The sequence below is a fragment of the Enterobacter sp. D2 genome (assembly GCF_034427575.1).
In the GTDB taxonomy this organism is placed as follows: Bacteria; Pseudomonadota; Gammaproteobacteria; order Enterobacterales; family Enterobacteriaceae; genus Enterobacter; species Enterobacter cloacae_M.
Window position 1 is genome coordinate 362,067 of the sequence record NZ_JAXQPP010000001.1, and the last position, 26,781, is coordinate 388,847.

Sequence of the window (26,781 nt, forward strand, 5' to 3'; positions counted from 1 at the left end):
CCTCCGCCTGAGATTGCATTGCCATTTTTGTAAAACAATTTCTGTAAAGCAATGATCGGCGGGAAAGTCTGGCAGCGGAGAATAACAGTATGGCTTACCCTGTCAAGGCAGGATAAACAATAAGCCGCTTTTTATGCTCTCCGGCTATTCATCTGCGCTTTTCTGATACAAACCGTGCGCGTGGATATAGGCCAGCACCGGGGTTGGCAGCAGATCGTCACACGCTAAACCCTGCTGTAAACGCTCGCGAATGAGAGTCGCAGAGATATCGAACCACGGCGTTTCCGCCAGATAGATCTTCCCGGCAGGCTGGTTGTGAAGATCTTCAACATTATCGGTGAGATGGTCTTCCAGCCACTGCTGGTACTGCGCTTCGCGCATGGTCAGCGGATAGCCGGGACGGCGGCAGACGAGCAGGTGGCTGTTCTCCAGGATGGTTTCATACTGATGCCACGTAGGGAAATTCAGCAGAGAATCCTGGCCGATGATAAAGGCAAGCGGCTGGTCTGGTCCTTGTTCGGCGCGCCACTCCTGAAGCGTCTGAGACGTCCAGGAGGGCGTGTCGCGACGCAGCTCACGCTCGTCAAGTCGGAAGAGCGGTTTATCTGCGATGGCAAGGGCAAGCATCTCTTTTCGCTGCTCGCTAGTCGCCTCGGGCTGTGGACGATGGGGCGGGACATTGTTGGGCATGATGGTGACGCGCTGAAGTCCGATCAGATTCGCCAGAATTTCAACCGGCTTCAGATGCCCGTAATGTACCGGGTCGAAGGTGCCGCCATATAAGGCCTGTAAAGAATGCATGCTATCCATCAATAAAAACGTCTGCCAGCGCCTTGTGGCAGAGCAGCAGGGAAAGGCTTTCCAGCTCCGCCCAGACCGACTGGCCGTAATCTTGTTTTAACGTGAGCTCAGCGCGCATCAGAAGCTGCACAGCCTGACGAAGCTGTTCATGACTCAGGCGGTTGACGGCCTCGGTGGTCAAAGCCCTGCGATTTTGCCACACGCGGTGTTTATCAAACAGCGAACGCAGCGGCGTATGGGCAGACTGACGCTTGAGCGTAATCAGCAGCAGCAATTCGCGCTGCAGCGTACGCAGCAAAATAACCGGTTCGCTCCCTTCGAGACGCAGCTGTTGCAGAATATGCAGGGCGCGTTTGCTTTTCGCCGACAGCAGCGCGTCCACCCAGTGGAACGGCGTGAAGTGCGCCGCGTCGTTAACGGCCTGCTCGACGCGCGGCAAGGTCAGCTTGCCATCCGGCCAGAGCAGGGAGAGTCTGTCCAGCGCCTGCGCCAGGGCCAGCAGGTTACCTTCATAGCAGTAGCAGAGCAGTTGGTTCGCCGCATCATCCAGCTGAAGGTTGTTCTGCTTCGCTCTCGCTGCCACCCATTTGGGCAGATGCGCCTGTTCAGGCGTCTGACAGGTCACCTGCACCGCGTGGGCAGCGAGTTGGGTGAACCACGCCGCATTTTCCTGCGCTTTGGTGAGCTTGTTGCCGCGCACAATCAGCAGCAGATCGCTGTGAAGCAGGCTGACCAGCGTGGCCAGCTGTTCATTGATGGCCGCGTTAGGGCCGTTTTCCGGCAGCAGGATCTGAATAGTCTGGCGCGACGCAAAAAGGCTCATCGCCTGACAGAGTGAGAAGAGGGCATTCCAGTCGGTGTTGTTATCCAGCTGGACGGTGTGGTGCTCATCGAAGCCCTGAGAGGCGGCCTCATGCCGCACGGCATCCAGGCTTTCCTGAAGTAATAAGGGATCGTTTCCAAGAAGCAGATACGCCGCGCGCAGCCCTTCTTTGAGCTGCGCGCGGAGTTGTTCAGGATACAGCCTGATCATCATTTACCCAGAGAGTTAGCAGCAGGAAGCGTGCCGGCAACGGGTTTTTCAACAATGTCAGAGCCTTGTCTGGTAGACGCTGCAATACCTGGCAGTTTACGGATCAGCTGTTCCGCCGCCTTGTCGTACATTTCGTTGATGATAATCTGCTGTTCGGCATCTTTTGCCAGCGCCGTCTGCGGGTTATCGAAGAACGAACGGTACACTTTCGTGCTGATCGGATAGATGTCTTTACCCGGGATCAGGACCGCTGCGTTGACCGTCATAACCATCTGGTATTCTGCGGTACGACCATCCTGGAAGATAGATGCCGTATCTTTGCCGAGAGTCATCCCCAGGACACGCAGAGAGGGAATGTCCTGGCGCAGCGTTTGTTTCTCAACAAGCTCAACGCCGTTCAAACGCAGCTGATTACGAATTGCCCGGCTGAGTGGACCATTCGGATCTGATGAGTCGAAAATCATCGTTTTCATCTCAGCAGGCACCGCCGTGGTATTGCGCAGGTGCCAGCCACAGCCGGCGGTGACAAGCACCGCCAGTGATAAGAGTATTGTTGCCAGTTGTCGCACGTTTCCTCCCGCGCTTAGCCAACGACCAGATTGAGCAGTTTACCCGGTACGTAGATCACTTTACGTACGGTAACGCCCTCAAGATATTTTGCGACCAGAGGTTCCTGGCCCGCGCGCTCGCGGACCTGTTCTTCGGTTGCATCGACCGCCACGGTAATTTTACCGCGGACTTTGCCGTTTACCTGGACCACAACCAGCGTCGTGTTTTCTACCATCGCTGATTCGTCAGCCTGCGGCCACGGCGCGTTGTCGATATCGCCTTCGCCTTTCAGCTCCTGCCACAGGGTGAAGCTGACATGCGGAGTGAACGGGTTCAGCATGCGAACAACAGCAAGCAGCGCTTCACGCATTAAGGCACGATCCTGCTCGCCGTCCTGCGGAGCCTTCGCCAGCTTGTTCATCAGTTCCATAATAGCCGCAATTGCGGTATTGAAGGTCTGACGACGACCAATATCATCGGTCACTTTCGCAATCGTTTTATGAACATCGCGACGCAGCGCCTGCTGATCTTCAGTCAGTGCGGCGGCGTTCAGCGCCGGGGCATCGCCCAGTGCCGTGTGTTCGTAAACCAGTTTCCAGACGCGTTTCAGGAAGCGGTTCGCCCCTTCCACGCCGGACTCCTGCCATTCCAGGGTCATGTCCGCCGGAGAGGCAAACATCATGAACAGACGCACGGTATCCGCACCGTAACGCTCAACCATCACCTGCGGATCGATACCGTTGTTTTTCGACTTGGACATCTTGCTCATGCCGGTGTAGACCAGTTCATGACCTTCGGCGTCTTTCGCCTTAACGATACGGCCCTTCTCGTCACGCTCGACGATCGCATCAACCGGTGAAACCCAGTTACGCTCGCCGTTGGCACCAACATAATAGAACGCATCTGCCAGCACCATGCCCTGACACAGCAGCTGTTTTGCTGGTTCGTCAGAGTTCACCATGCCTGCATCGCGCATCAGTTTGTGGAAGAAGCGGAAGTAGAGCAGGTGCATGATGGCGTGTTCGATGCCGCCGATATAGATATCAACCGGCAGCCAGTAGTTTGCCGCATCGGAATCGAGCATACCGTCCTGATACTGCGGGCAGGTGTAGCGCGCATAGTACCAGGATGACTCCATAAAGGTGTCAAAGGTGTCGGTTTCACGCAGCGCAGGCTGTCCGTTAACGGTGGTTTTTGCCCACTCAGGATCGGCTTTAATCGGGCTGGTGATACCGTCCATGACCACGTCTTCCGGCAGGATCACCGGGAGCTGATCTTCTGGCGTTGGCATCACGGTGCCATCTTCCAGCGTCACCATCGGGATTGGCGCACCCCAGTAACGCTGACGGGACACGCCCCAGTCGCGCAGACGGAAGTTAACTTTACGTTCGCCCACGCCCAGAGAGGCCAGCTTATCGGCGATGGCGTTGAAGCCCTCTTCGAAGCTCAGACCGCTAAATTCACCGGAGTTGAACAGGGTGCCTTTTTCAGTCAGGGCGTGTTCAGACAGGTCTGGTTCTGAACCGTCAGCCGCCAGGATGACAGGCTTGATGGTCAGGCCATATTTGGTGGCAAATTCGTAGTCGCGCTGGTCGTGACCCGGAACAGCCATCACGGCGCCAGTGCCGTACTCCATCAGAACGAAGTTGGCGGCCCAGACAGGGATTGCTTCGCCTGTCAGTGGGTGAATGGCTTTAAAGCCGGTATCAACCCCTTTTTTCTCCATCGTCGCCATGTCGGCTTCGGCCACTTTGGTGTTGCGGCACTCATCGATGAATGACGCCAGCTCCGGATTGTTTTCCGCCGCTTTCTGCGCCAGCGGATGACCTGCGGCTACGGCCAGGTAGGTCGCGCCCATGAAGGTGTCCGGACGGGTGGTGTAGACAGTCAGAGTCTGGTCGTAGTTCTCAACGTTGAAGGTAATCTCCACGCCTTCAGAACGGCCGATCCAGTTGCGCTGCATGGTCTTAACGGTATCTGGCCAGTGATCCAGGTTATCCAGATCGTTCAGCAGCTCATCAGCGTAAGCGGTGATTTTGATAAACCACTGTGGGATCTCTTTACGCTCAACTTTGGTGTCACAGCGCCAGCAGCAGCCGTCGATAACCTGTTCGTTCGCGAGAACGGTCTGGTCATTTGGACACCAGTTAACGGCAGAGGTCTTCTTATACACCAGGCCTTTTTTGTACAGCTCGGTGAAGAACTTCTGCTCCCAACGATAGTATTCCGGGGTACAGGTTGCCAGCTCGCGGCTCCAGTCATAGCCAAAGCCCAGCATTTTGAGCTGGTTTTTCATGTACGCGATGTTGTCGTACGTCCACGGCGCCGGAGCGGTGTTGTTTTTGACCGCCGCGCCTTCCGCAGGCAGACCGAACGCATCCCAGCCGATAGGCTGCAGAACGTTTTTACCCAGCATGCGCTGGTAGCGTGCAATCACATCGCCGATGGTGTAGTTACGCACATGGCCCATGTGTAGTCGACCAGAAGGATAGGGAAGCATCGACAGGCAGTAATACTTCTCTTTGCTCTCGTCTTCGGTTACTTCAAAGGTGCGCTTCTCGTCCCAGTGTTGCTGGACTTTTGATTCTATCTCTTCCGGGCGGTATTGCTCTTGCATGGCAGCCAGTGGTCCTGTTTTCAATACAGCTACAAATGTAGCCAATGGATGTGGTAATTCAGATCCGCATAGCATAGCCCAAACGCCCGCGTCAAAACAGCCTTTCGCACAAATGCGCTTTGCAGGAATTTACCGGGTCTGTGCTTCACCTGACAAAGCGGCGATGAAATAAGGTCTATTATTAGAAATAGTTACTTACCCGGGAGGCAAAATGATGAACAAGGTTGCTCAATTTTACCGCGAACTGGTGGCGACACTGACGGAACGGCTGCGTAACGGCGAGCGAGATATCGATGCGCTGGTGGAGCAGGCGCGTGCCCGCGTGACGAAAACGGGTGAGTTAACGCGAACCGAAGTGGAAGAGGTGACGCGCGCCGTGCGTCGCGATCTGGAAGAGTTCGCGCGCAGCTACCAGGAGAGTCAGGAGGAGGTCACGGACAGCGTTTTTATGCGGGTGATTAAAGAGAGCCTGTGGCAAGAGCTGGCCGACATCACGGATAAAACGCAGCTGGAGTGGCGCGAGGTCTTTCAGGATTTGAACCATCACGGTGTTTATCACAGTGGAGAGGTGGTCGGCTTGGGAAATCTGGTGTGCGAGAATTGCCACCATCATATTGCGGTATATACGCCGGATGTCCTGCCGCTGTGTCCGAAATGCGGCCACGATCAGTTCCAGCGTCGGCCGTTTGAGCCCTAAATAAAAGCAAAACGGCAACTATGTTGCCGTTTTTAGTGTTTGCCCCCTCTCCCCGTGGGAGAGGGTTGGGGTGAGGGCATCAGGCTGCACTATAGTAAGCCAGTCTCTCCGCCAGCAAATCCACAAACGCCTCGCGATCGATATCCACCATCACCGTGGTATTCGCTTTATTCCCCGTCAGCGAGTAGTAATCCACCACCGTCATTCCCTGGGTGTATTTTCCCTGCGTCTCAACACCAACCCATCTGTCCACCGTGGTGAACATCTCCGGCTTCAGTAGCCAGGCAATGGTGCACGGGTCGTGCAGCGGCGCGCCGTGGAAGCCCCATTTCTCGGCTTTGTGATACTCCATAAAGAAGTCGAGCAGTTCGGCCACGGTTGTCGCGACCGTATTACCCACGGAGCGGAATCGCTCAATATCGTCCGCCATAATCTGCGCGCGGTGGGTAACGTCCAGCCCTGCCATCACAATCGGTAAGCCAGACTGGAAGACGATTTCCGCCGCTTCCGGGTCGACAAAGATGTTGAACTCCGCCGCAGGCGTCCAGTTCCCCAGCCCCATTGCCCCGCCCATAATCACAATACGGGCAATTTTATTATGCAGCTCAGGATGGCTGTTCAGCAGCAGCGCAACGTTGGTTTGCGGTCCGGTTGCCACCAGCGTTACCGGTTCTGCACTCTCACGCAGCACCTTCGCCATCAGCTCCACGGCGGTACAGTTTTGCGGCGTGAAGCCCGGCTCCGGCAGTGCCGGACCATCCAGCCCGCTTTCACCATGAACGTTGTCGGCAATAATCAGCTCGCGCATCAGCGGCTTCACGGCCCCGCCGGCGACAGGAATATCGGTGTGTTTGAGCAGCGTGAGCATGCGCAGCACGTTGCGCAGGGTTTTGTCTGGCGTCTGGTTTCCGGCGGACGAGGTGACGGCTTTTACCTCGAGTTCAGGGGAGGCAAGAGCGAGGACGAGCGCGATCGCGTCGTCATGACCCGGATCGCAATCGAGAATAATAGGCTGTGCCATAGCGTTCTCCATACGTAGCGTTATTTTGTGACAAGGTTAATGCTGCAATGTGACGCCGACGAGAGGAACTGAGTGAAAGCGTGAAGCAGTGCGCAATCCGCAGATTGCGCACCGGGAAGGTTAGTGCAGGATTTTCGCAAGGAAATCTTTCGCACGCTCGGATTTCGGGTTAGCGAAGAACTCTTCTTTCGGTGAGTCTTCAACAATTTTCCCTTCGTCCATAAAGATCACGCGGTTGGCCACTTTACGGGCGAAGCCCATTTCGTGGGTCACCACCATCATGGTCATCCCTTCGTGAGCCAGCTCGACCATTACGTCCAGCACTTCGTTGATCATCTCTGGATCGAGCGCCGACGTTGGCTCATCAAACAGCATTGCCACCGGATCCATACACAGCGCGCGGGCGATCGCCACGCGCTGCTGTTGGCCGCCAGAAAGCTGTGCCGGGAACTTATCGGCATGCGCCGAAAGCCCAACGCGTTCCAGCAGCTTCAGACCTTTCTCGCGCGACGCTTTTTTATCACGCTTAAGCACTTTTACCTGCGCCAGCGTCAGGTTCTCAATAATGGAGAGGTGAGGGAACAGCTCAAAATGCTGGAACACCATGCCAACGTGAGAGCGAAGCTGAGCGAGGTTGGTTTTCTTGTCGTTGACCTTGGTGCCGTTGACGACGATCTCACCCTGCTGCACCGGCTCCAGTCCGTTGACGGTTTTGATCAGCGTCGATTTACCGGAGCCGGACGGCCCGCACACCACCACCACGTCGCCTTTTTTGACTTCGGTGGAGCAGTCGGTCAGCACCTGAAAGTGCCCATACCATTTAGAAACATTTTTCAGGGAAATCATTATACCGTCCTTTTCTTCAGCCAGCTGACCAACAGCGACGCGCTTAAACTAATCACAAAATAGACCGCACCCGCGAAGAGCACCATTTCGACCTGCGTACCATCACGTTCACCGATGGTTGACGCGGTACGGAAGAAGTCTGCCAGACTCAGAACGTAGACCAGCGAGGTATCCTGGAACAGCACGATGCCCTGGGTCAGCAGGAGCGGAACCATGGCGCGAAACGCCTGCGGCAGAATAATGAGCTGCATGGACTGCCAGTGCGTCATCCCCAGTGCCAGCGCGGCGCTGGATTGCCCGCGGGAGATACTCTGAATGCCAGCTCGGATAATCTCCGAGTAGTAAGCGGCCTCGAACATTGAGAACGCCACCATGGCGGAGATCAGACGGATATCGGTTTTCGGCGAAAGCCCCAGCACGTTCTGCAGGAAACCGGGCACAATCAGGTAAAACCACAGCAGCACCATCACCAGCGGGATGGAACGGAACACGTTAACGTAGGCGGTCGCAAACCAGGCGAGCGGCTTAAAGCTCGACAGGCGCATGACGGCCAGCAGGGTACCCCAGACGATACCAATGATGATGGCGATAACGGTGATTTTTAAGGTAATCACCAGTCCATCAAGCAGGTAAGGCATGGATGGAACGATAGAACTCCAGTCAAATTCGTACATTATTTGCCCCCCAGATTACCCGGCAGGCGGATTTTGCGTTCAACCAGGTTCATCACCAGCATGATGAAAGCGTTAATCAGAACATACGCGAGCGTAATCGCGGTGAAGGATTCCCACGCGTGAGCGGAGTAATCCAGCAACTTGCCCGCCTGCGCGGCCATGTCGACCAGGCCGATAGTCGAGGCGATGGCCGAGTTTTTCACCAGGTTCATCATCTCGGAGGTCATCGGCGGAACGATAACGCGGTAGGCGTTAGGCAGCAGCACGTAGCGGTAGGTTTGGGGCAGCGTCAGGCCCATTGCCAGGCCCGCATTTTTTTGTCCACGCGGCAATGACTGAATGGCGGCACGCACCTGCTCGCAAACGCGCGCAGCGGTAAACAGCCCCAGACACATCATGGAGGAGACAAAGAACTGCACGTTCGGATCCAGCTCCGACTTGAACCACATGCCAATATTTTCCGGCAGCAGTTCCGGGATGACCAGATACCAGGTAAAGAATTGCACGATCAGCGGAACGTTACGGAACAGTTCCACATACAGGGTGCCAAGCGTTGAAAGAAAACGGTTAGGGACGGTGCGCAGAATACCGAACAGAGAACCGACAAGAAACGCGATAATCCACGCCGTTATCGATAGTGCCACGGTGACCTGAAAGCCGCTCCACAGCCAGCCAAGATAGGTGGTGTTGCCGAACGGGGCTTGTTGCAGGAATATGCCCCAGTTCCAGTCTATTGACATAATAAACTCCAGAAAAAAAAGGGTAGCAGCGCTACCCTCGAAGATTGGTGAGAAGCTCATTTTTCGCGCTGAGTGGGGAACGACCACTCAACGTATAGTCTGTCCATGCTTCCCGACAATCGAGAGGGCAGGAGATCCCGCCCCTGTAGTTCTAATTAGTTAAGAGCCTTGTCATTTGGAGATTTGAACAGCGCTTTCATGTCGTCAGACAGTTCAAAATTCATGTTTAGGTTTTTTGGTGGAATCGGGTTCTTGAACCACTTGTCGAACCATTTCTCCGCTTCGCCGGAGGTCTGTACCTGGGCGATGGTGTCATCGATCAGCTTTTTGAACTGCGGATCGTCTTTACGCAGCATACAGCCGTAGGCTTCTTTGGACTGCGCGGTACCGACGATATCCCAGTTGTCTGGTTTTTTCGCTTTCGCACGTTCGCCCGCCAGCAGAGCATCATCCATCATAAACGCGACGGCACGACCGCTTTCCAGGGTACGGAAGGAGTCGCCATGGTCTTTCGCGCTGATGATGCGCATATCCATTTTCTTCTCGTCGTTCAGCTTGTGCAGCAGCACTTCTGACGTCGTACCAGAGGTCACAACAACCGCTTTGCCTTTCAGGTCAGCGAAGTCTTTGATCTCGCCGCCTTTCTTCGTCAGCAGACGGGTGCCCACGACAAAGATGGTGTCAGAGAAGGCAGCCTGTTTCTGACGCTCGAGGTTGTTGGTGGTGGAGCCACACTCGAAGTCAAAGGTGCCGTTTTGCAGCAGTGGAATACGGTTCTGTGAAGTGATTGGGATCAGCTTCACCTGCAGGTCAGGTTTGTTCAGCTTTTTCTTCACAGCTTCAACGATGGCGTTGGAGTAATCCTGTGAATAGCCCACGACTTTTTGCGTGTTGTCGTAGTAAGAGAACGGGACAGAAGATTCACGGTGGCCGACCACGATCACGCCGTTTTTGGCAATCTTGTCGAGAGTGCTGCCTGCTGCCGGAGCATCTTCAGCGTGAACCACGCCTGCAGACATTCCCATAACCAGCATTGCTGTGGCCAGTTTACGTAATTGCATACCCAACTCCTTTTTTATCAGCGCCAGCGACGCATTGATACCCATTGTGATGTTGTTATATCTCGCGCAGTGCGAGTGCAGTGTTATGCAAGCTTGTTAACATTTAGTCTGGCTTAATGTAAAGATTTTGCTGCGTTATTGTTTATTTTTGCGAAGCGCGCCGCACCATTCAGAGGCAAATATCTCCCGTTGCACCGTTTCGGTGCTGCCGATGATCTACGCTGGTGCGACAAAGTTGCACGTTAAGCCAAACTGCGTTTACCTGAATAAACAAAGCAATAGGCGTGCCAGAATGGGAGTCTGGAGAAAATTGTCGGGTAGCGGCTACGCCACCCGGCAACAGAAGGAAAGGTTATTTACGACGCGGACGCAGGCTCATCAGCACCGCGCCAAAGCCGAACAGCGCGGTCAGTACCCACAGCGGCCAGTTGCCGGTGCGCGCATATGGCGTCAGCCCCGTGGTTGGCGTAACTTTAGTGGTCAGCACCTCGCGGGTAAACTGCGGGATCATCGCCTGAATCTCGCCCTGCGGACCAATCACAGCGGTGATGCCGTTGTTGGTACTGCGCAGCAGCGGACGCGCCAGCTCCAGAGAGCGCATACGTGCCATCTGGAAGTGCTGCCACGGGCCGATTGACTTACCAAACCAGGCATCGTTGGAGATGGTCAGCAGATAGTCCGTATCAGGGCGGAAGTTATCGCGCACCTGCTCGCCGAGGATGATTTCGTAGCAGATAGCCGCCGTCAGGGCTGCGCCGTGCGCGTGCAGCTGAGGCTGTACGTATGGGCCGCGGCTGAAAGAGGACATCGGCAGGTCGAAGAACGGGGCCAGCGGGCGCAGAATCGACTCCAGCGGGACAAATTCACCAAACGGCACCAGGTGGTTCTTGTTGTACCGGTCAGTGGAGTGGTAGCTGTATTCGCTGTCTTTGCCGAGCGTAATGATGGTGTTGTAGGTGTCGTAGCGGTTCTGCTGATTCAGACGCGCATCGACAATCCCGGTGATTAGCGTGCTGCCGCGCGCCACCAGCAGGTCGTTCATCATGTTGAGGAACGGCTGCTGATTGATTTCCAGATCGGGAATGGCAGACTCCGGCCAGATAATCAGCTGCGATTTACCCATCACCTCTTCGGTGGCGTTGGCGTAGATCTTCAGCGTGTTCAGCAGCTCTTTCTCGTCCCACTTCATGGACTGCGGGATATTCCCCTGCACCATGGAAACCTGCATGGCGCGCGCGGGCTCAGGCGTGAACCACTGGATATAGCGCAGCGGGAAGGGAAGGGCGAACAGCACCAGCGCCATAACCAGCGGCTTCCAGCAGCGCGTGACCAGCGCCAGAACCAGCAGGCCGCTCACCACCATCAGCAGGAAGTTGATGGCCTCAACGCCCATTACCGGCGCCAGGCCTTTGAGCGGGCCGTCAATCTGACTGTAGCCGAACTGCAGCCACGGGAAGCCGGTCAGCACCCAGCCGCGCAGGAATTCCGTGATTTGCCAGACCACTGGTGCGGCAATGGCAACGCGCAGCCTGCTGGTTTTGGGCCACAGGCGAGAAAGGATGCCGGCGAACAGACCGGTATAAAGTGAGAGATACGCGGCGAGCAGTACCACCAGGAAGACGTTAACCGGGCCCGGCATACCGCCAAACTGGGCGATGCTGACGTAGACCCAGTTAATACCTGAGCCAAACAGCCCCAGTCCCCAGAAGTAGCCGATAGCTGCAGCCTGTACCGGACGACGGTTCAGGGTCAGACCCTGAAGCCCCATCAGGGAAAGAATGGCCGCAGGCCAGATGTCGTAAGGAGAAAAAGCCAGCGTACCGCTGGCTCCGAGTAACAGCGCCAGCAGCAAACGGACGCGCTGGCGTTCAAGCAATGGGGCAAATGCCATTTACATTAATCTTCCAGTTTTGGCACCGGTGAATCGTCCGGCGTTCTGACGTGAACCTGTATAATACGTCGGCTGTCGGCCATTGCCACTTTGAACTGGTAACCGTCGATGTCAACAGTCTCACCGCGCGCAGGGAGGTGGCCAAAGGCCTGCATCACCAGCCCGCCAATGGTATCGACCTCTTCATCGCTGAAGTGGGTCCCGAAGGCGTCGTTGAAGTCCTCAATGGAGGCCAGCGCACGAACGGTCCAGGTGTGACGGCTGAGCTGACGGAAGTCGATATCTTCTTCTTCGTCGTACTCGTCTTCGATTTCGCCCACGATCAGCTCAAGAATATCCTCGATCGTGACCAGACCGGAAACGCCACCAAATTCATCAATAACAATCGCCATGTGGTAACGCTGAGAGCGAAACTCTTTCAGCATCCGATCCACACGTTTACTTTCCGGTACAACCACGGCCTGGCGTAACACTTTTTCCATGCTGAAGGCTTCGGCATCGCTGCGCATAAACGGCAGCAGATCTTTCGCCATTAAAATCCCTTCGATGTGATCTTTGTCTTCGCTGATGACCGGGAAACGCGAGTGGGCGGATTCGATGATGACATCGAGGCACTCGTCCAGGGTTTGGTTACGTTTCAGGGTGATCATCTGCGAGCGGGGGATCATGATATCGCGAACGCGCTGGTCGGCGATGTCCATGACCCCTTCGAGCATTTCGCGCGTATCTTCGTCGATAAGGTCGTTCTGCCCGGAATCACGAATCAGCTCCAGCAGTTCATCACGGTTTTTGGGTTCGCCGTGGAAAAGCTGGTTCAGAATGAGGGAGAAAAATCCCTTTTTACTGGTTGTCGGGTCGCTACTGTGTGAATTGTCGTCGCTCATGGCGTTTGTTAAGGGTTCTCTTGTTAGTTCAACGTTTACCGCCACGCGATATCCTTTCGTGGCGGCAGGGGAGTCAGTCAGGTGACGGACTATTCTTTCTCGGCAATGTACGGATCCTCATAGCCCAGAGCAAGCATTATCTCTGTCTCGAGGGACTCCATCTCTTCCGCTTCGTCATCTTCAATGTGATCGTAGCCGAGCAGATGCAGGCTGCCGTGTACCACCATATGCGCCCAGTGGGCCTCAAGCGGCTTTTGCTGCTCTTTCGCTTCCTGTTCAACCACCTGACGGCAGATGATCAGATCGCCCAGCAGCGGCATCTCAATGCCCGGAGGCGCTTCAAACGGGAAAGAGAGCACGTTGGTCGGCTTATCTTTCCCGCGATAGGTCAGGTTAAGCTCATGGCTTTCTGCTTCATCCACCAGGCGAATCGTAACTTCTGATTCTTCCTGAAACTGAGGAATAACGGCATCCAGCCATTTCTGAAACTGTGCCTCATCTGGCATGCCGGAATTGTCTTCACAGGCCAGCTGTAAATCGAGGATCACCTGACTCATTTCTGTTCTTGCTCCTGCGCTTCGCGCTTACGTTCTGCGGCCAGTTCGGCCTTACGCTTCTGATCCGCCTCTTCCCAGGCTTCATAGGCGTTAACGATACGCGCGACCACCGGGTGGCGTACCACGTCTTCACTGTGGAAGAAGTTAAAGCTGATTTCATCGACCTCGGCCAGCACCTCAATCGCGTGGCGCAGTCCTGATTTGGTGCTGCGCGGCAGGTCGATCTGGGTGACGTCACCGGTAATGACCGCTTTCGAGTTAAAGCCGATACGCGTCAGAAACATCTTCATCTGTTCGATGGTGGTGTTCTGGCTCTCATCGAGAATGATGAACGCATCGTTCAGCGTACGACCGCGCATGTAGGCGAGCGGGGCAACTTCGATAACGTTACGCTCAATGAGCTTCTCAACCTTCTCAAAGCCGAGCATCTCGAACAGCGCATCGTATAAAGGACGCAGATACGGGTCGACCTTTTGACTCAGATCGCCCGGCAGGAAGCCCAGCTTTTCGCCCGCTTCGACGGCAGGGCGGGTCAGCAGGATGCGACGTATCTCCTGGCGTTCCAGCGCATCTACCGCAGCGGCAACGGCCAGATAGGTTTTACCCGTACCCGCCGGACCCACGCCGAAGGTGATGTCGTGGTCCAGGATATTGGCGATGTACTGCGCCTGGTTTGGCGTACGCGGCTTAATGACGCCACGTTTGGTCTTGATATTGATTGCCTTACCGTAGTCCGGCACGCTTTCCGCGCTTTGCTCAAGCACGCGCGCCTCTTTAATGGCGAGGTGGATCTGTTCCGGCTCGATATCCTGCGTTTCGCCGCGCATTGGGGCGGTATCAACATACAGGCTACGCAGAATGTCCGCAGCGGCGTTGACGCAGATAGGGCGTCCGGTAAGTTTGAAATGATTATCGCGACGATTGATTTCGATACCCAGACGTCGCTCCAGTTGTTTGATGTTGTCATCAAACGGCCCGCACAGGCTCAGCAGGCGAGCGTTGTCTGCTGGCTCAAGGCTAATTTCACGCGTATCTATATTCAAACTGTTCCTCTTTAATTGTTTAACTGACCCATTGCGATAGGGCGTAATAAAACGGTCATTACCGAAATTATTCACGCCGCAGAATAAAGGCGCAAGCGTTGCGGAAGATATTGGGGACGATGAGAGGAAATACAAGGCCTGCCGGAAAGGCAGGCCAGGAGGATTAAGGCTGGTAAATCCCCACGCCAGAATCGTTTTCTTTACGGGTACGAGAGATCACGGATTCCGGTGACTCGGCAATACGCAGGCCCATTTCGTCCTCGGTGCGTACCAGCTTCGCGCGCAGCGAGTTGGTCAGCACTTCAACAATCTCGACGTCCACGAATTTACCGATCATATCCGGGGTGCCCTCAAAGTTCACCACGCGGTTGTTTTCGGTACGACCGGAGAGTTCCATAATGCTCTTGCGGGAGGTGCCTTCCACCAGAATGCGCTGAACGGTGCCGAGCATACGGCGGCTCCACGCGTTGGCCTGCTGGTTAATACGCTCCTGCAGAATATACAGACGCTGCTTTTTCTCTTCTTCCGGCACATCGTCAACCATATCGGCCGCAGGTGTTCCAGGACGCGCAGAGAAGATGAAGCTGTAGCTGACGTCAAAATTCACTTCACCGATGAGCTTCATGGTGCGCTCGAAGTCATCAGCGGTTTCGCCAGGGAAGCCGACGATAAAGTCGGAGCTGATCTGGATATCCGGACGCGCTTCACGCAGCTTGCGAATGGTGGACTTGTACTCCAGCACCGTATGCGGGCGGCCCATCAGGTTCAGCACGCGGTCAGAGCCACACTGAATCGGCAGGTGCAGGAAGCTCACCAGCTCTGGCGTATCGCGATACACGTCAATGATGTCGTCGGTAAACTCCATCGGGTGGCTGGTGGTAAAGCGAATGCGGTCTATACCGTCAATCGCGGCCACCAGACGCAGCAGCTCGGCAAAGCTGCCGGTGGTGCCGTCGTAGTTTTCCCCGCGCCAGGCGTTTACGTTCTGGCCCAGCAGATTCACTTCGCGAACGCCCTGTGCGGCAAGCTGCGCAATTTCAAACAGAATATCGTCTGCCGGACGGCTGACTTCTTCACCGCGGGTGTAAGGCACCACGCAGTAAGTGCAGTATTTGTTGCAGCCTTCCATGATGGAGACGAAGGCGGTCGGGCCATCGGCGCGCGGCTCTGGCAGACGGTCAAACTTTTCGATTTCCGGGAAGCTGACGTCAACGACCGGGCTGCGGCTGCCGCGAACCTGATTGATCATCTCCGGCAGGCGGTGCAGGGTCTGAGGGCCAAAGACAATATCCACATACGGGGCTCTCTGGCGGATCAGCTTACCTTCCTGCGACGCAACGCAGCCACCCACGCCGATGATCAGGTCCGGATTTTTTCGCTTGAGAAGCTTCCAGCGGCCTAACACGTGAAAGACTTTTTCCTGCGCTTTTTCACGAATCGAACAGGTGTTCAGCAGCAGCACGTCCGCTTCTTTCACATTTTCTGTCAGCTGGTATCCGTGGGTTGAATCCAGCAGATCGGCCATCTTGGATGAATCGTATTCGTTCATCTGACAGCCCCAGGTTTTTATATGGAGTTTTTTAGTCATCGACTTGCTCAGCTCAGGATTGCAAGCCGCGTATTGTAATGCTTTGGTGGGGTTGTGACCAGTATGAAGGTTATGTGTCTCAGGACCGCAAAAATCCGGTAAACTTAAGGGATTCTCCAATAAGGAAAATTGACCATGACACTCCTACACACTGAAGTTGCCGTTGTCGGCGGCGGTATGGTCGGCGGCGCGCTGGCGCTGGGGCTGGCGCAGCAGGGATTTGAGGTAACGGTAATCGAACAGGCTGCACCGCTGGCCTTCGATCCCGCCAGCAAACCGGATGTGCGCATTTCCGCTATCAGCGCGGCGTCCGTCGATCTGCTGCGCGCGCTGGGCGTCTGGGAGGCGGTGCTGGCGATGCGCGCCCATCCTTATAGCCGTCTTGAAACCTGGGAGTGGGAAAATGCCCACGTCGCGTTTGATGCCGCTGAGCTAAAGCTGCCGCGCCTGGGTTATATGGTGGAAAACAACGTGCTTCAGCAGGCGCTCTGGCAGGTGCTGGAGGCGCACCCGAAGGTGACGCTGCGCGTTCCGGCGTCGATTAAGGCTCTGCATCCTCAGGAGAGCGGGTATTCGCTGACGCTCGACAGCGGCGATGAACTGGCCGTGAAGCTCGTCGTCGGAGCGGACGGCGCTAACTCGCAGGTCAGACAGATGGCGGGAATTGGCGTTCATGCCTGGCAGTATGAGCAGTCCTGCATGCTGATTACCGTCGAGTGCGAGAATGCGCCGGGAGAAAGCACGTGGCAGCACTTTACGCCGAATGGCCCGCATGCCTTTTTGCCGCTGTTTGATAACTGGGCATCGCTGGTCTGGTATGACAAACCGGCACGCATTCGCCAGCTGCAGGGGCTTTCAATGGAACAATTGCAGCGGGAAATTCGCCTGCATTTTCCGAGCCGTCTGGGCAACGTTACGCCGGTGGCTGCCGGGGCGTTTCCCCTCACTCGGCGCCATGCTTTGCAGTATGCCCGTGAAGGGCTGGCGCTGGTGGGCGATGCAGCGCACACCATTCATCCGCTGGCCGGGCAGGGCGTGAATCTGGGGTACCGTGATGTCGATGCGTTACTGGATGTGCTGAGCAGCGCCCGCGGGCACGCGGAAAACTGGGCCAGCCATCAGATTCTGAAGCGTTACCAGACGCGACGCATGGCGGATAACTTTATTATGCAGTCGGGGATGGATCTGTTCTATGCCGGGTTCAGCAATGACTTAGCCCCGGTGCGCATTCTGCGTAATATTGGATTGATGGCAGCGGAGCGTGCAGGTGGTTTGAAGCGTCAGGCGCTGAAATACGCCTTAGGACTTTAGTTTTCATTCCCTCTCCCCGTGGGAGAGGGGCAGGGTGAGGGCATCAGGCTGCACAATACTAACAACAAAAACAAAAAAGCCCGCAGAGCGGGCTTTTTTGTTACTTAAGTGGCTGGGGTGCAGGGATTCGAACCCCGGAATGCTGGTATCAGAAACCAGAGCCTTACCGCTTGGCGACACCCCAATTGCGTTAAACAAACTGCTTAACGACTTTTTAAATTGGCTGGGGTACGAGGATTCGAACCTCGGAATGCCGGAATCAGAATCCGGTGCCTTACCGCTTGGCGATACCCCAACAATTTGTCTTGATTACCGAAAAATCGATAATCTTAATTTGGTGGCTACGACGGGATTCGAACCTGTGACCCCATCATTATGAGTGATGTGCTCTAACCAACTGAGCTACGTAGCCAGTACTGCAATCTTCGATGGCTGGGGTACCTGGATTCGAACCAGGGAATGCCGGTATCAAAAACCGGTGCCTTACCGCTTGGCGATACCCCAATACCGCGGAGAACCGCAAAATCGAAGAAATATGGCTGGGGTACCTGGATTCGAACCAGGGAATGCCGGTATCAAAAACCGGTGCCTTACCGCTTGGCGATACCCCATCCGTGCAACGCTTACCCGGGAATGGTGCGGGAGGCGAGACTTGAACTCGCACACCTTGCGGCGCCAGAACCTAAATCTGGTGCGTCTACCAATTTCGCCACTCCCGCAAAAAAGATGGTGGCTACGACGGGATTCGAACCTGTGACCCCATCATTATGAGTGATGTGCTCTAACCAACTGAGCTACGTAGCCATCTTTTTTCGCGTTACCTTATCGGCGTTGCGGGGCGCATTATGCGTATAGACCCTTGCAGCGTCAACACCTTTTTCAACGAAAATAGCCGGAATGTGACTGTTTGGTTAGGTTGCGAACAGCGTGACCGAATATTCGGCAATTATTGGTTATTAATCAGATTTAGACGGTGAAATACGAGGCAAAAAAATCAGGCCCCTGAGGGGCCCGATTGCGATCTGAGTGATTATTTGTAGGCTGACTGATGAACGCCTACCGCGCGTCCTGACGGATCGTTCATGGATTTGAAAGATTCATCCCATTCAATCGCTTTGGCAGAAGAGCAGGCGACGGACGGGCCACCCGGTACGCACTCCGCGGCGCTCGGTACCGGGAACAGCTCTTCAAAAATTTCACGATACAGATAGGCCTCTTTCGAGCCCGGCGTGTTGTACGGGAAGCGGAAGCTCGCGGTTTCCAGCTGTTGGTCAGAAACCTGTTTCGCCGCGACCTCTTTCAGGGTGTCGATCCAGCTATAGCCTACGCCATCAGAGAACTGCTCTTTCTGACGCCATGCCACGCTCGCCGGCAGGTAGGATTCAAAACACTCACGCAGGATATGTTTTTCCATTTTGCCGTTGCCGCACATCTTGTCCTGCGGGTTGATGCGCATCGCCACGTCGAGGAATTTCTTATCGAGGAACGGCACGCGCGCTTCCACGCCCCAGGCCGACATCGCTTTGTTGGCACGCGCACAGTCGAACATGTGCAGCGCCTGCAGCTTGCGCACGGTCTCTTCGTGCAGCTCTTTGGCGTTCGGCGCCTTGTGGAAGTACAGGTAGCCGCCAAACACTTCGTCAGACCCTTCACCGGAGAGCACCATCTTGATGCCCATCGCTTTGATCTTACGCGACATCAGGTACATCGGCGTTGAGGCGCGGATGGTGGTCACGTCATAGGTTTCAATGTGATAGATCACATCGCGGATCGCATCCAGACCTTCCTGCACGGTGAAGTGAATCTCATGGTGCACGGTGCCGAGGTGGTTCGCCACTTCCTGCGCGGCTTTCAGGTCGGGTGCCCCTTCCAGGCCAACGGCAAAAGAGTGCAGCTGTGGCCACCAGGCTTCTGAGCGCTCCTGATCTTCCACGCGACGGGCCGCGAATTTCTTGGTGATCGCGGAGATCACGGAGGAGTCCAGACCGCCGGAGAGCAGCACGCCGTACGGCACGTCGGACATCAGGTGGCTTTTCACGGAATCTTCCAGGGCCTGACGCAGCTCGGCTTTGTCCGTGACGTTGTCTTTCACCGCATCATAGTCGAACCAGTCGCGCTGGTAATAGGAGCGGATTTCGCCGTCTTTGCTCCACAGATAGCTGCCCGCCGGGAACTCTTTAATGGTGCGGCAGACCGGCACCAGGGCTTTCATTTCAGAGGCGACGTAGAAGTTGCCGTGCTCATCGTGGCCCATGTACAGCGGGATAATGCCGATATGGTCACGGCCAATGAGGTAAGCGTCTTTTTCGCTGTCGTACAGGGCGAAGGCAAACATGCCCTGCAGGTCGTCCAGGAACTCGGGCCCTTTCTCCTGATACAGCGCCAGGATCACTTCACAGTCAGAACCGGTCTGGAACGCGTAGCGGTCGCCGTATTCGGCGCGCAGCACCTGGTGGTTGTAGATTTCACCGTTGACAGCCAGCGCGTGCGTTTTTTTCTCGTTATACAGCGGCTGTGCACCGGCGTTGACGTCAACAATAGACAGACGTTCGTGAGCCAGAATCGCTTTGTCACTGGCGTAAACGCCTGACCAGTCCGGACCGCGGTGGCGCATCAGGCGGGACAGTTCGAGTGCCTTTTTACGCAGTTCGCCCGCGTCAGTTTTAATATCCAGTACGCCAAAAATTGAACACATAACCTTCTCCGTTAACCCTGTTGCTTTGTAATGTTGCTTGCTTATGAAAATGCCGCAAAGGAGCAGGGCGCGCAAGCGTTTTACGGGTGAAAACGGAAATAGTGCAATAGTGATTGCGGAATAGTGAAAAAAGAGTACGTCATGGATTCTTTTATTGATGATTGTGCAATAAAACGTGTTTTTTGTTAGATGGTGTTCTGTTTGTGTAGGCTATAAATGAAAAACCACGCCCTGTGGCGTGGTGCGGTATCAGATGATGTCGATTTCATCGACGGAGGGGTAAATCCAGCTTGGCCGGAACGGCATCGAATCAATGTCATCAAGTTGAGAGACGCCGGAGAGGACCAGAATCGTCTCCAGACCCGCCTGAAATCCGGCCAGAATATCGGTGCGCAGGTTGTCGCCGACAATAACGGTTTCTTCAGAGTGGGCCTGCATCTTGTTGAGCGCGGCACGAATGATCCACGGGCTCGGTTTACCGACCACAAACGGCTGACGACCTGAGATTTTTTCGATACCGGCGCACAGCGCGCCGCAGGCCGGATAAAAACCACGGCCGTGCGTATCCGGGTTGGTAGCGATAAAGCGCGCGCCGCTGGCGACAAAGTATGCTGCCTTATGCATCATCTCCCAGTTAAAGGAGCGCGTTTCGCCGACAATCACAAAGTCCGGGTTCACGTCAGTGATGGTAAAGCCAGCTTTGTACAGCTCGTGTATCAGTGCACCTTCACCCACCACGTAGGCTTTTTTCCCTTCCTGACGCTTAAGAAAGTCCGCCGTGGCCATTGCCGAGGTATAAAACACGCTGTCCGGAACGTCGACGCCCGCCGTGGCAAAGCGGTTAGCCAGATCCTGACCGGTTTGGGAAGGGTAGTTCGTGAGCAGAACCAGAGGCATTCCTTTGTCGATGATGCGGTGTAGAAACTCCGCAGCACCCGGCACGGCAACGTTGTCGTGCATCAGCACGCCGTCGATATCACAAATTACATTCTTAATGGTCATGGACAGTCCGACATCAAAAAAAGAAGGCGTTACTATAAGGTCCGATCAACTTTCCAGCAAATGCTGCAGCAGAATTCCGTTGAGCATGGCGCGTTTGACCAGCGCGAACGCGCCGATCGCCGAGCGATGGTCAAGCTTTGAACGAACCACCGGGAGGTTCTGGCGGAATGCTTTCAGCGCCTGGGTGTTAATACAGCCTTCAATGGCGGGGAGCAGCACCTTTTCCGCCTCCACAATTTCACCGGCGATCACCACTTTTTGTGGGTTAAACAGGTTAATGGCGATGGCGATGGTTTTCCCCAGATGACGGCCTACCTGCTCGATCACTTCGCAGGCCAGCGCGTCACCCTTATTGGCGGCTTTGCAGATGGTGCCAATTTTGCAATCGTCCAGCGTGACGCGGCTTTGGTAACCCTGTTCAAGGAGATGGCGAACGCGCTGCTCAATGGCAGTGTTGGCGGCAATCGTTTCAAGACAGCCGAAGTTGCCGCAGTGGCAGCGCTCCCCGAGGGGCTCAACCTGAATGTGGCCAATCTCGCCGACGTTACCGTTGCGGCCAATAAAAATACGGCCGTTAGAGATAATACCGGCGCCCGTTCCGCGGTGAACGCGCACCAGAATAGAGTCTTCGCAGTCCTGGCTCGCACCAAAGTAGTGCTCTGCCAGCGCCAGCGAGCGAATGTCGTGGCCCACAAAGCAGGTCACTTTAAAACGCTTTTCCAGCGCGTCTACCAGCCCCCAGTTTTCAACCTGAATGTGCGGCATATAGCGGATAACTCCGCTTTCGGGGTCGACCAGGCCGGGCAGAATCACGGAGATGGCGATGAGTTCGCGGATCTTGCGCTGACAGCTTTCAATAAACTGCGCGATGGTATTCAGCAGCGCATGCTCCAGCGTCTCCTGGGTACGCTCCGGAAGAGGGTAGTGCTCTTCCGCAATGGCTTTACTGCTCAGATCGTAAAGCGTAAGCGTGGTGTCATGACGGCCCAGACGGACGCCAATGGCCTGAAAATTGCGGGTTTCGGTGATAATGGAGATGGCGCGGCGGCCCCCGGTGGAGGCCTGCTGATCGACTTCTTTGATCAGACCGCGCTCAATGAGCTGGCGGGTAATTTTTGTCACGCTGGCGGGAGCAAGCTGGCTTTGTTCGGCTATCTGAATTCGCGAGATTGGTCCGTGCTGGTCAATCAGGCGGTATACCGCCGCACTGTTAAGTTGTTTAACGAGATCGACATTACCGATTTGAGCTTGTCCGCCAGGTGTCATACTTTTACTTACTCAGTGACGACCTCGTTACCATTAACGATGGTCTTAATAATTTTATAATCGTGTGTGAATGCCGTCAGGTTTGCAACCATACCTGGTGCAATTCCGCCAAGCAGTTTATCCACGCCCATTGCGCGAGCCGGATAAAGGGTTGCCATACGCAGGACTTCATCAAGCGCAATCCCGCAATGTTCAACCAGGTTACGCACCCCTTCAATCATGGTCAAAGAGGAACCGCTCAGCGTACCGTTTTCATCCACACACAGTCCATTGCGGTAGTATATTGTTTTACCGGCAAAAATGAACTGCTCAATATTTGCACCTGCCGGTGCGGTGGCATCCGTCACCAGACAAAGCTTGTCACCTTTCAGCCGCTTAGCGTTGCGGATGTTGGTGTAATCGACATGCATGCCGTCAGCAATAATGCCGCAGTAGACGTCTGGCTCATCCAGAATCGCCCCGACCAGACCCGGTTCACGGCCTGTGATATACGGCATGGCGTTGTAAAGGTGCGTTGCGAAGGTAATGCCTGCGCGGAAACCGGCTTTCGCTTCTTTCATCGTCGCGTTTGAGTGACCTGCTGAAACGATAATCCCGGCACCAGCCAGTTTGCTGATGACATCCGTACCCGTCATTTCAGGCGCCAGCGTCACTTTGACGATCACATCGGCGTTCGCACACATGTAGTCAACCAGCTCCGCATCAGGTTTACGCACGTAATTCGGGTTATGCGTTCCTTTCTTGACCATATTCAGCCATGGCCCTTCAAGGTGCAGACCCAGCGCCTGGTTAGGGTGTTTGGCCAGGTATTCGCGCATCACGCGGATACCCTGCTTCATGAGGTCATCACTGCTGGTGATGAGCGTTGGCAAATAGCTGGTGCAGCCCGATTTCTCGTTGGCTTTCTGCATGATCTCCAGCGTTTCGACCGTCACCGCATCCGCGGTGTCATTGAATTGCACACCGCCGCAGCCGTTGAGCTGTACGTCGATGAAACCGGGGGAGATTACTGCTCCATTGAGTGAGCGCTGTTCAATCTCCGGCGGCAGTTCTGCCAGCGGGCAAACACGTTCAATCAGGCCATCAGCGATAACAATCGCATGGTCATCCAGAATTTCATGGCCGGTATAAATCCGACCGTGGGTTAAAGCGTACATAACGACCCCCGGTTAAAAAAAAGCGGCCGCCTCTTGATGAAGAGGCGGTTATTCAATTACAGACCTTTGATATTCTCAGCTTCTAACTCGTTGAAGTATTTCAGCGTTTTAACCTTCAGCTCCATCGTGGACGGTTCGTCACAGACGATGACTGATTTCGGATGCAGCTGCAGGCAGCTGATGGTCCACATATGGTTTACGTTGCCTTCAACGGCAGCCTGGAGCGCTTGCGCTTTCACGCCGCCCAGCACCAGAATCATCACTTCTTCGGCATCCAGCAGGGTGCCTACGCCTACGGTCAGGGCGTATTTTGGAACCTGGTTAACATCGCCGTCAAAGAAGCGGGAGTTTGCCACGCGCGTGTCATGGGTCAGCGTTTTAATACGGGTGCGGGAAGCCAGAGATGACGCCGGTTCGTTAAACGCAATATGACCATCATTGCCTACGCCACCCATGAACAGGTGGATCTTACCGTAAGAACGGATTTTTTCTTCATACTGACGGCATTCTGCGTCAATATCAGGCGCGTTTCCATTCAGCAGGTTAATATTTTCAGATGGAATATCAACGTGATCAAAGAAATTGCGGTGCATAAAGCTATGGTAGCTTTCCGGGTGGTCTTTCGGTAAGCCAACGTATTCATCCATATTGAAGGTTACAACATGTTTGAAGCTAACCTGGCCTGCTTTATGCATCTCAACCAGCGCCTTATAGGCGGTCAGCGGCGTGCCGCCTGTCGGAAGTCCAAGAACGAAAGGACGATCTGCGGTCGGTTTAAAGGCGTTAATACGGTTAACGATATGGCGAGCGGCCCATTTACCGACTTGTTCAGCAGTTGCCAGGGGAATCAGTCTCATTGTTCACCTCAAGAGTTTAAGTAGAAGAGTGGGCGGATGGCTATCGGGACCTGATACTTAAGCGTAACCTGGAAACTTTCAGGCCGGATCAATCCGTCTTGATTTTTTGAATGATAAAATAAGTTTTCGCTGTTAGCCAGTATAAGGGAGGGTAAATAACGATATTTGGTGACAAAAATCACAAAAAGTACGCGTTTAATTTGCGATACGAATTAATTTTTCACACACTCACAATGCCAGTGAAGCATCAACTGTATCTATAGTTCGTGACACAATAAAAAACAGAGCTGAGAACATGCCTTAAACGGGGTCTCATAGGGGGAAGAAAGTGAGTATTCTAGGTTATTTACAAAAGGTTGGCCGCGCGCTTATGGTGCCGGTCGCCACGCTGCCTGCCGCAGCCATCCTGATGGGTGTCGGCTACTGGATCGACCCCAACGGCTGGGGTAATACCAGCGCGCTGGCGGCGTTCTTTATCAAGTCAGGTTCCGCCATTATCGACAACATGTCCGTGTTGTTCGCGATTGGTGTGGCTTACGGTATGTCCAAAGACAAAGACGGTGCCGCTGCGCTGACCGGTTTTGTCGGTTTCCTCGTGTTAACCACCCTCTGCTCGCCTGCAGCGGTGGCCATGATCCAAAAAATTCCGGCGGACCAGGTTCCGGCGGCGTTCGGTAAGATCAGCAACCAGTTTGTCGGTATCCTTGTGGGTATCATCTCCGCCGAACTGTATAACCGCTTCAGCAGCGTAGAGCTGCCGAAAGCGCTCTCCTTCTTTAGCGGTCGCCGCCTGGTTCCTATCCTGACCTCGTTTGTGATGATCGTTGTCGCGTTCATCATGATGTACGTCTGGCCGATGATCTTCGACGGCCTGGTGAACTTCGGTGAGCACATCCAGAAACTGGGTTCTGTCGGTGCGGGCGTGTACGCGTTCTTCAACCGTCTGCTGATCCCGGTCGGTCTGCACCACGCGCTGAACTCCGTATTCTGGTTCGACGTTGCCGGTATTAACGATATCCCTAACTTCCTGGGTGGCGCACAGTCCATCGAAGCAGGTAAAGCGGTTGTCGGTATCACCGGTCGTTACCAGGCGGGCTTCTTCCCGATCATGATGTTTGGTCTGCCGGGTGCTGCGCTGGCTATCTACCACTGCGCGCGTCCAGAGAACAAAGCGAAAGTGCTGGGTATCATGATGGCGGGGGCGTTCGCGGCCTTCTTCACCGGTATCACCGAGCCGCTGGAGTTCTCCTTCATGTTCGTGGCGCCGGTTCTGTATGTGATCCACGCCGTGCTGACCGGTATCTCCGTGTTCATCGCTGCCAGCATGCACTGGATTGCCGGTTTCGGCTTCAGCGCCGGTCTGGTGGATATGGTGCTGTCGTCCCGTAACCCGCTGGCGACCCACTGGTGGATGCTGATCCCGCAAGGTCTGGTGTTCTTCGCGATCTACTACATGGTGTTCCGTTTCACTATCACCAAATTCAACCTGATGACCCCGGGTCGTGAACTGGCCGTGGCCGGTAGCGAAGCGGATGGTCAGGATGTGAACGTGAGCGGTGCTCAGGATCAGGACGTTTCAGGCCTGGCGCGTCAGTACATCGCCGCTGTCGGGGGTTCTGACAACCTGACCGGTATCGACGCCTGTATCACTCGTCTGCGTCTGAACGTCAAAGACTCTTCCCTGGTGAACGAAGCGCTGGCTAAACGTCTTGGTGCTTCCGGTGTTATTCGCCTGAACAAAACCAGCGTGCAGATTATCGTTGGCTTCGTGGCAGAGAAAATTGCTAATGCCATGAAAACCACCGGTCCGGTAGCCGCAGCAGAAGCTTCTGCCGCACCTGCCGCCGCGCCAGCGGCTGCAAAACCGCAGGCGGTACCGAACGCGAAAACGGTAGCCGCGCTGGTTTCACCGGTAACCGGTGAAGTCGTTGCGATTGAGCAGGTGCCTGATGAAGCCTTCGCCAGCAAAGCGGTTGGTGACGGTGTGGCGGTGAAACCAACGGACAAAACCGTTGTGTCTCCGGCCGCCGGTACCATCGTGAAAATCTTCAACACCAACCACGCGTTCTGCCTCGAAACAGAAAATGGCGCGGAGATCGTTGTCCACATGGGTATCGATACCGTCGCGCTGAACGGCCAGGGCTTTACTCGCCTGGTGGAAGAGGGTGCAGAAGTAGTGGCAGGCCAGCCGATTCTGGAAATGGATCTGGACTTCCTGAACGCCAACGCGCGCTCCATGATAAGTCCGGTCGTTTGCAGCAACATCGACGACTTCAGTGGCCTGGTCATTCAGGCGAAAGGTCAGGTTGTTGCGGGGCAAACGCCGCTGTATGAGATTAAAGGCAAGTAATCGCTCCTGAGTAGAGTCATGCCTTAAGCGGCGGGGGATATCCTCCGCCGCTTTTTTTTGCAGCAAAAGCCCCCATTATTTTCTTCAGAGACGTTTTAAGGGTTGTCACTACGTCCGGCTTATAAGATCATATGCCGTTAT

General features: G+C 55.0%; 22 protein-coding genes and 7 tRNA genes. 3 read left to right on the forward strand and 26 right to left on the reverse strand.

Going from position 1 to position 26,781, the window contains the following annotated elements:
* Positions 1-144 precede the first annotated feature (144 nt).
* From nadD to leuS, 4 genes are read right to left on the reverse strand one after another with little or no spacing between them, the layout of a single operon-like run.
* Positions 145-810 carry a nicotinate-nucleotide adenylyltransferase gene (gene nadD, locus SPG90_RS01705; protein ID WP_164554873.1) on the reverse strand — a complete coding sequence of 222 codons (666 nt, stop codon included), beginning with the start codon at positions 808-810 and terminating at the stop codon, positions 145-147.
* Positions 803-1,834 carry a DNA polymerase III subunit delta gene (gene holA, locus SPG90_RS01710; protein ID WP_059446433.1) on the reverse strand — a complete coding sequence of 344 codons (1,032 nt, stop codon included), beginning with the start codon at positions 1,832-1,834 and terminating at the stop codon, positions 803-805. Before holA ends, nadD begins: the two co-directional genes overlap by 8 nt.
* Complete coding sequence (gene lptE, locus SPG90_RS01715) at positions 1,834-2,403, reverse strand: LPS assembly lipoprotein LptE (RefSeq protein WP_045356587.1); 570 nt, start codon at positions 2,401-2,403, stop codon at positions 1,834-1,836. The genes holA and lptE overlap by 1 nt, the downstream gene beginning before the upstream one ends.
* Before the next feature lie 14 nt (positions 2,404-2,417).
* Entirely contained in the window at positions 2,418-5,000 is a 2,583-nt protein-coding gene (gene leuS / locus SPG90_RS01720) for a leucine--tRNA ligase (RefSeq protein ID WP_045402152.1), read from the reverse strand.
* Positions 5,001-5,214: 214 nt separating this feature from the next.
* Between leuS and SPG90_RS01725 the strand changes: the two genes are divergently transcribed.
* Positions 5,215-5,697 (forward strand): zinc ribbon-containing protein, encoded by a 483-nt coding sequence (locus SPG90_RS01725; protein WP_045402228.1) that lies wholly within the window; start codon positions 5,215-5,217, stop codon positions 5,695-5,697.
* 79 nt (positions 5,698-5,776) lie between these two features.
* Here the strand turns inward: SPG90_RS01725 and rihA are convergent, their stop codons facing one another.
* From rihA to miaB, 10 genes are all read right to left on the reverse strand, one after another.
* Complete coding sequence (gene rihA / locus SPG90_RS01730; RefSeq protein WP_126302892.1) at positions 5,777-6,718, reverse strand: pyrimidine-specific ribonucleoside hydrolase RihA; 942 nt, start codon at positions 6,716-6,718, stop codon at positions 5,777-5,779.
* A 120-nt stretch (positions 6,719-6,838) separates the two neighbouring features.
* Positions 6,839-7,564: an amino acid ABC transporter ATP-binding protein gene (locus tag SPG90_RS01735; protein WP_014883001.1), complete on the reverse strand. Its 726-nt coding sequence runs from the start codon at positions 7,562-7,564 to the stop codon at positions 6,839-6,841.
* Positions 7,564-8,238, reverse strand: a complete 675-nt coding sequence (gene gltK / locus SPG90_RS01740) for a glutamate/aspartate ABC transporter permease GltK (RefSeq protein WP_014883002.1) — start codon at positions 8,236-8,238, stop codon at positions 7,564-7,566. Before gltK ends, SPG90_RS01735 begins: the two co-directional genes overlap by 1 nt.
* Complete coding sequence (locus SPG90_RS01745) at positions 8,238-8,978, reverse strand: amino acid ABC transporter permease (RefSeq protein ID WP_023310756.1); 741 nt, start codon at positions 8,976-8,978, stop codon at positions 8,238-8,240. The genes gltK and SPG90_RS01745 overlap by 1 nt, the downstream gene beginning before the upstream one ends.
* Before the next feature lie 155 nt (positions 8,979-9,133).
* Complete coding sequence (locus SPG90_RS01750; RefSeq protein WP_008501049.1) at positions 9,134-10,039, reverse strand: amino acid ABC transporter substrate-binding protein; 906 nt, start codon at positions 10,037-10,039, stop codon at positions 9,134-9,136.
* 352 nt (positions 10,040-10,391) lie between these two features.
* Positions 10,392-11,930 (reverse strand): apolipoprotein N-acyltransferase, encoded by a 1,539-nt coding sequence (gene lnt, locus SPG90_RS01755; protein ID WP_322407875.1) that lies wholly within the window; start codon positions 11,928-11,930, stop codon positions 10,392-10,394.
* Between the two features lie 5 nt (positions 11,931-11,935).
* A complete protein-coding gene (gene corC, locus SPG90_RS01760) occupies positions 11,936-12,814 on the reverse strand; it encodes a CNNM family magnesium/cobalt transport protein CorC (RefSeq protein WP_126302986.1) in 879 nt (292 codons plus the stop codon).
* An 89-nt stretch (positions 12,815-12,903) separates the two neighbouring features.
* On the reverse strand, positions 12,904-13,371 hold the full coding sequence (ybeY, locus tag SPG90_RS01765; RefSeq protein ID WP_008501052.1) for an rRNA maturation RNase YbeY: 468 nt from the start codon (positions 13,369-13,371) through the stop codon (positions 12,904-12,906).
* Positions 13,368-14,414, reverse strand: coding sequence for a PhoH family protein (locus SPG90_RS01770; protein WP_023310759.1), 1,047 nt, complete (start codon positions 14,412-14,414; stop codon positions 13,368-13,370). Before SPG90_RS01770 ends, ybeY begins: the two co-directional genes overlap by 4 nt.
* Before the next feature lie 163 nt (positions 14,415-14,577).
* Entirely contained in the window at positions 14,578-16,002 is a 1,425-nt protein-coding gene (gene miaB, locus SPG90_RS01775; protein ID WP_023310760.1) for a tRNA (N6-isopentenyl adenosine(37)-C2)-methylthiotransferase MiaB, read from the reverse strand.
* 135 nt (positions 16,003-16,137) lie between these two features.
* Between miaB and ubiF the strand changes: the two genes are divergently transcribed.
* Positions 16,138-17,313, forward strand: a complete 1,176-nt coding sequence (ubiF, locus tag SPG90_RS01780) for a 3-demethoxyubiquinol 3-hydroxylase (RefSeq protein WP_126302890.1) — start codon at positions 16,138-16,140, stop codon at positions 17,311-17,313.
* Between the two features lie 109 nt (positions 17,314-17,422).
* Here ubiF and SPG90_RS01785 read toward each other — a convergent pair.
* From SPG90_RS01785 to nagB, 12 genes are all read right to left on the reverse strand, one after another.
* Positions 17,423-17,497 (reverse strand) — tRNA-Gln (locus SPG90_RS01785).
* 36 nt (positions 17,498-17,533) lie between these two features.
* Positions 17,534-17,608 (reverse strand) — tRNA-Gln (locus SPG90_RS01790).
* 40 nt (positions 17,609-17,648) lie between these two features.
* Positions 17,649-17,725, reverse strand: a tRNA-Met gene (locus SPG90_RS01795).
* Between the two features lie 17 nt (positions 17,726-17,742).
* Positions 17,743-17,817 (reverse strand) — tRNA-Gln (locus SPG90_RS01800).
* 32 nt (positions 17,818-17,849) lie between these two features.
* A tRNA-Gln gene (locus SPG90_RS01805) sits at positions 17,850-17,924 on the reverse strand.
* Positions 17,925-17,947: 23 nt separating this feature from the next.
* A tRNA-Leu gene (locus SPG90_RS01810) sits at positions 17,948-18,032 on the reverse strand.
* 8 nt (positions 18,033-18,040) lie between these two features.
* Positions 18,041-18,117: transfer RNA gene (locus tag SPG90_RS01815), tRNA-Met, on the reverse strand.
* Between the two features lie 226 nt (positions 18,118-18,343).
* A complete protein-coding gene (gene asnB, locus SPG90_RS01820) occupies positions 18,344-20,008 on the reverse strand; it encodes an asparagine synthase B (protein WP_045402165.1) in 1,665 nt (554 codons plus the stop codon).
* 249 nt (positions 20,009-20,257) lie between these two features.
* Positions 20,258-21,010: a ribonucleotide monophosphatase NagD gene (nagD, locus tag SPG90_RS01825; RefSeq protein ID WP_023310763.1), complete on the reverse strand. Its 753-nt coding sequence runs from the start codon at positions 21,008-21,010 to the stop codon at positions 20,258-20,260.
* Positions 21,011-21,055: 45 nt separating this feature from the next.
* Positions 21,056-22,276, reverse strand: a complete 1,221-nt coding sequence (nagC, locus tag SPG90_RS01830) for a DNA-binding transcriptional regulator NagC (RefSeq protein WP_021242995.1) — start codon at positions 22,274-22,276, stop codon at positions 21,056-21,058.
* Positions 22,277-22,284: 8 nt separating this feature from the next.
* The gene (gene nagA / locus SPG90_RS01835) at positions 22,285-23,433 is read right to left on the reverse strand and encodes an N-acetylglucosamine-6-phosphate deacetylase (RefSeq protein ID WP_126302889.1); all 1,149 of its coding nucleotides are present in this window, start codon (positions 23,431-23,433) and stop codon (positions 22,285-22,287) included.
* Between the two features lie 56 nt (positions 23,434-23,489).
* Entirely contained in the window at positions 23,490-24,290 is an 801-nt protein-coding gene (nagB, locus tag SPG90_RS01840) for a glucosamine-6-phosphate deaminase (RefSeq protein ID WP_023310765.1), read from the reverse strand.
* 328 nt (positions 24,291-24,618) lie between these two features.
* Between nagB and nagE the strand changes: the two genes are divergently transcribed.
* Positions 24,619-26,640, forward strand: a complete 2,022-nt coding sequence (nagE, locus tag SPG90_RS01845; RefSeq protein ID WP_047633829.1) for an N-acetylglucosamine-specific PTS transporter subunit IIBC — start codon at positions 24,619-24,621, stop codon at positions 26,638-26,640.
* Positions 26,641-26,781 lie beyond the last annotated feature (141 nt).

Bases quoted from the DNA above. Each gene is read 5' to 3' on its own strand.
- nagC (WP_021242995.1), bottom strand. From the start codon at position 22,276: ATGACACCTGGCGGACAAGCTCAAATCGGTAATGTCGATCTCGTTAAA.
- SPG90_RS01735 (WP_014883001.1), bottom strand. From the start codon at position 7,564: ATGATTTCCCTGAAAAATGTTTCTAAATGGTATGGGCACTTTCAGGTG.
- nagA (WP_126302889.1), bottom strand. From the start codon at position 23,433: ATGTACGCTTTAACCCACGGTCGGATTTATACCGGCCATGAAATTCTG.
- nagB (WP_023310765.1), bottom strand. From the start codon at position 24,290: ATGAGACTGATTCCCCTGGCAACTGCTGAACAAGTCGGTAAATGGGCC.
- ubiF (WP_126302890.1), top strand. From the start codon at position 16,138: ATGACACTCCTACACACTGAAGTTGCCGTTGTCGGCGGCGGTATGGTC.
- SPG90_RS01750 (WP_008501049.1), bottom strand. From the start codon at position 10,039: ATGCAATTACGTAAACTGGCCACAGCAATGCTGGTTATGGGAATGTCT.
- corC (WP_126302986.1), bottom strand. From the start codon at position 12,814: ATGAGCGACGACAATTCACACAGTAGCGACCCGACAACCAGTAAAAAG.
- leuS (WP_045402152.1), bottom strand. From the start codon at position 5,000: ATGCAAGAGCAATACCGCCCGGAAGAGATAGAATCAAAAGTCCAGCAA.
- nadD (WP_164554873.1), bottom strand. From the start codon at position 810: ATGGATAGCATGCATTCTTTACAGGCCTTATATGGCGGCACCTTCGAC.
- SPG90_RS01725 (WP_045402228.1), top strand. From the start codon at position 5,215: ATGAACAAGGTTGCTCAATTTTACCGCGAACTGGTGGCGACACTGACG.
- SPG90_RS01745 (WP_023310756.1), bottom strand. From the start codon at position 8,978: ATGTCAATAGACTGGAACTGGGGCATATTCCTGCAACAAGCCCCGTTC.
- rihA (WP_126302892.1), bottom strand. From the start codon at position 6,718: ATGGCACAGCCTATTATTCTCGATTGCGATCCGGGTCATGACGACGCG.
- asnB (WP_045402165.1), bottom strand. From the start codon at position 20,008: ATGTGTTCAATTTTTGGCGTACTGGATATTAAAACTGACGCGGGCGAA.
- holA (WP_059446433.1), bottom strand. From the start codon at position 1,834: ATGATCAGGCTGTATCCTGAACAACTCCGCGCGCAGCTCAAAGAAGGG.
- ybeY (WP_008501052.1), bottom strand. From the start codon at position 13,371: ATGAGTCAGGTGATCCTCGATTTACAGCTGGCCTGTGAAGACAATTCC.
- gltK (WP_014883002.1), bottom strand. From the start codon at position 8,238: ATGTACGAATTTGACTGGAGTTCTATCGTTCCATCCATGCCTTACCTG.
- nagD (WP_023310763.1), bottom strand. From the start codon at position 21,010: ATGACCATTAAGAATGTAATTTGTGATATCGACGGCGTGCTGATGCAC.
- lnt (WP_322407875.1), bottom strand. From the start codon at position 11,930: ATGGCATTTGCCCCATTGCTTGAACGCCAGCGCGTCCGTTTGCTGCTG.
- miaB (WP_023310760.1), bottom strand. From the start codon at position 16,002: ATGACTAAAAAACTCCATATAAAAACCTGGGGCTGTCAGATGAACGAA.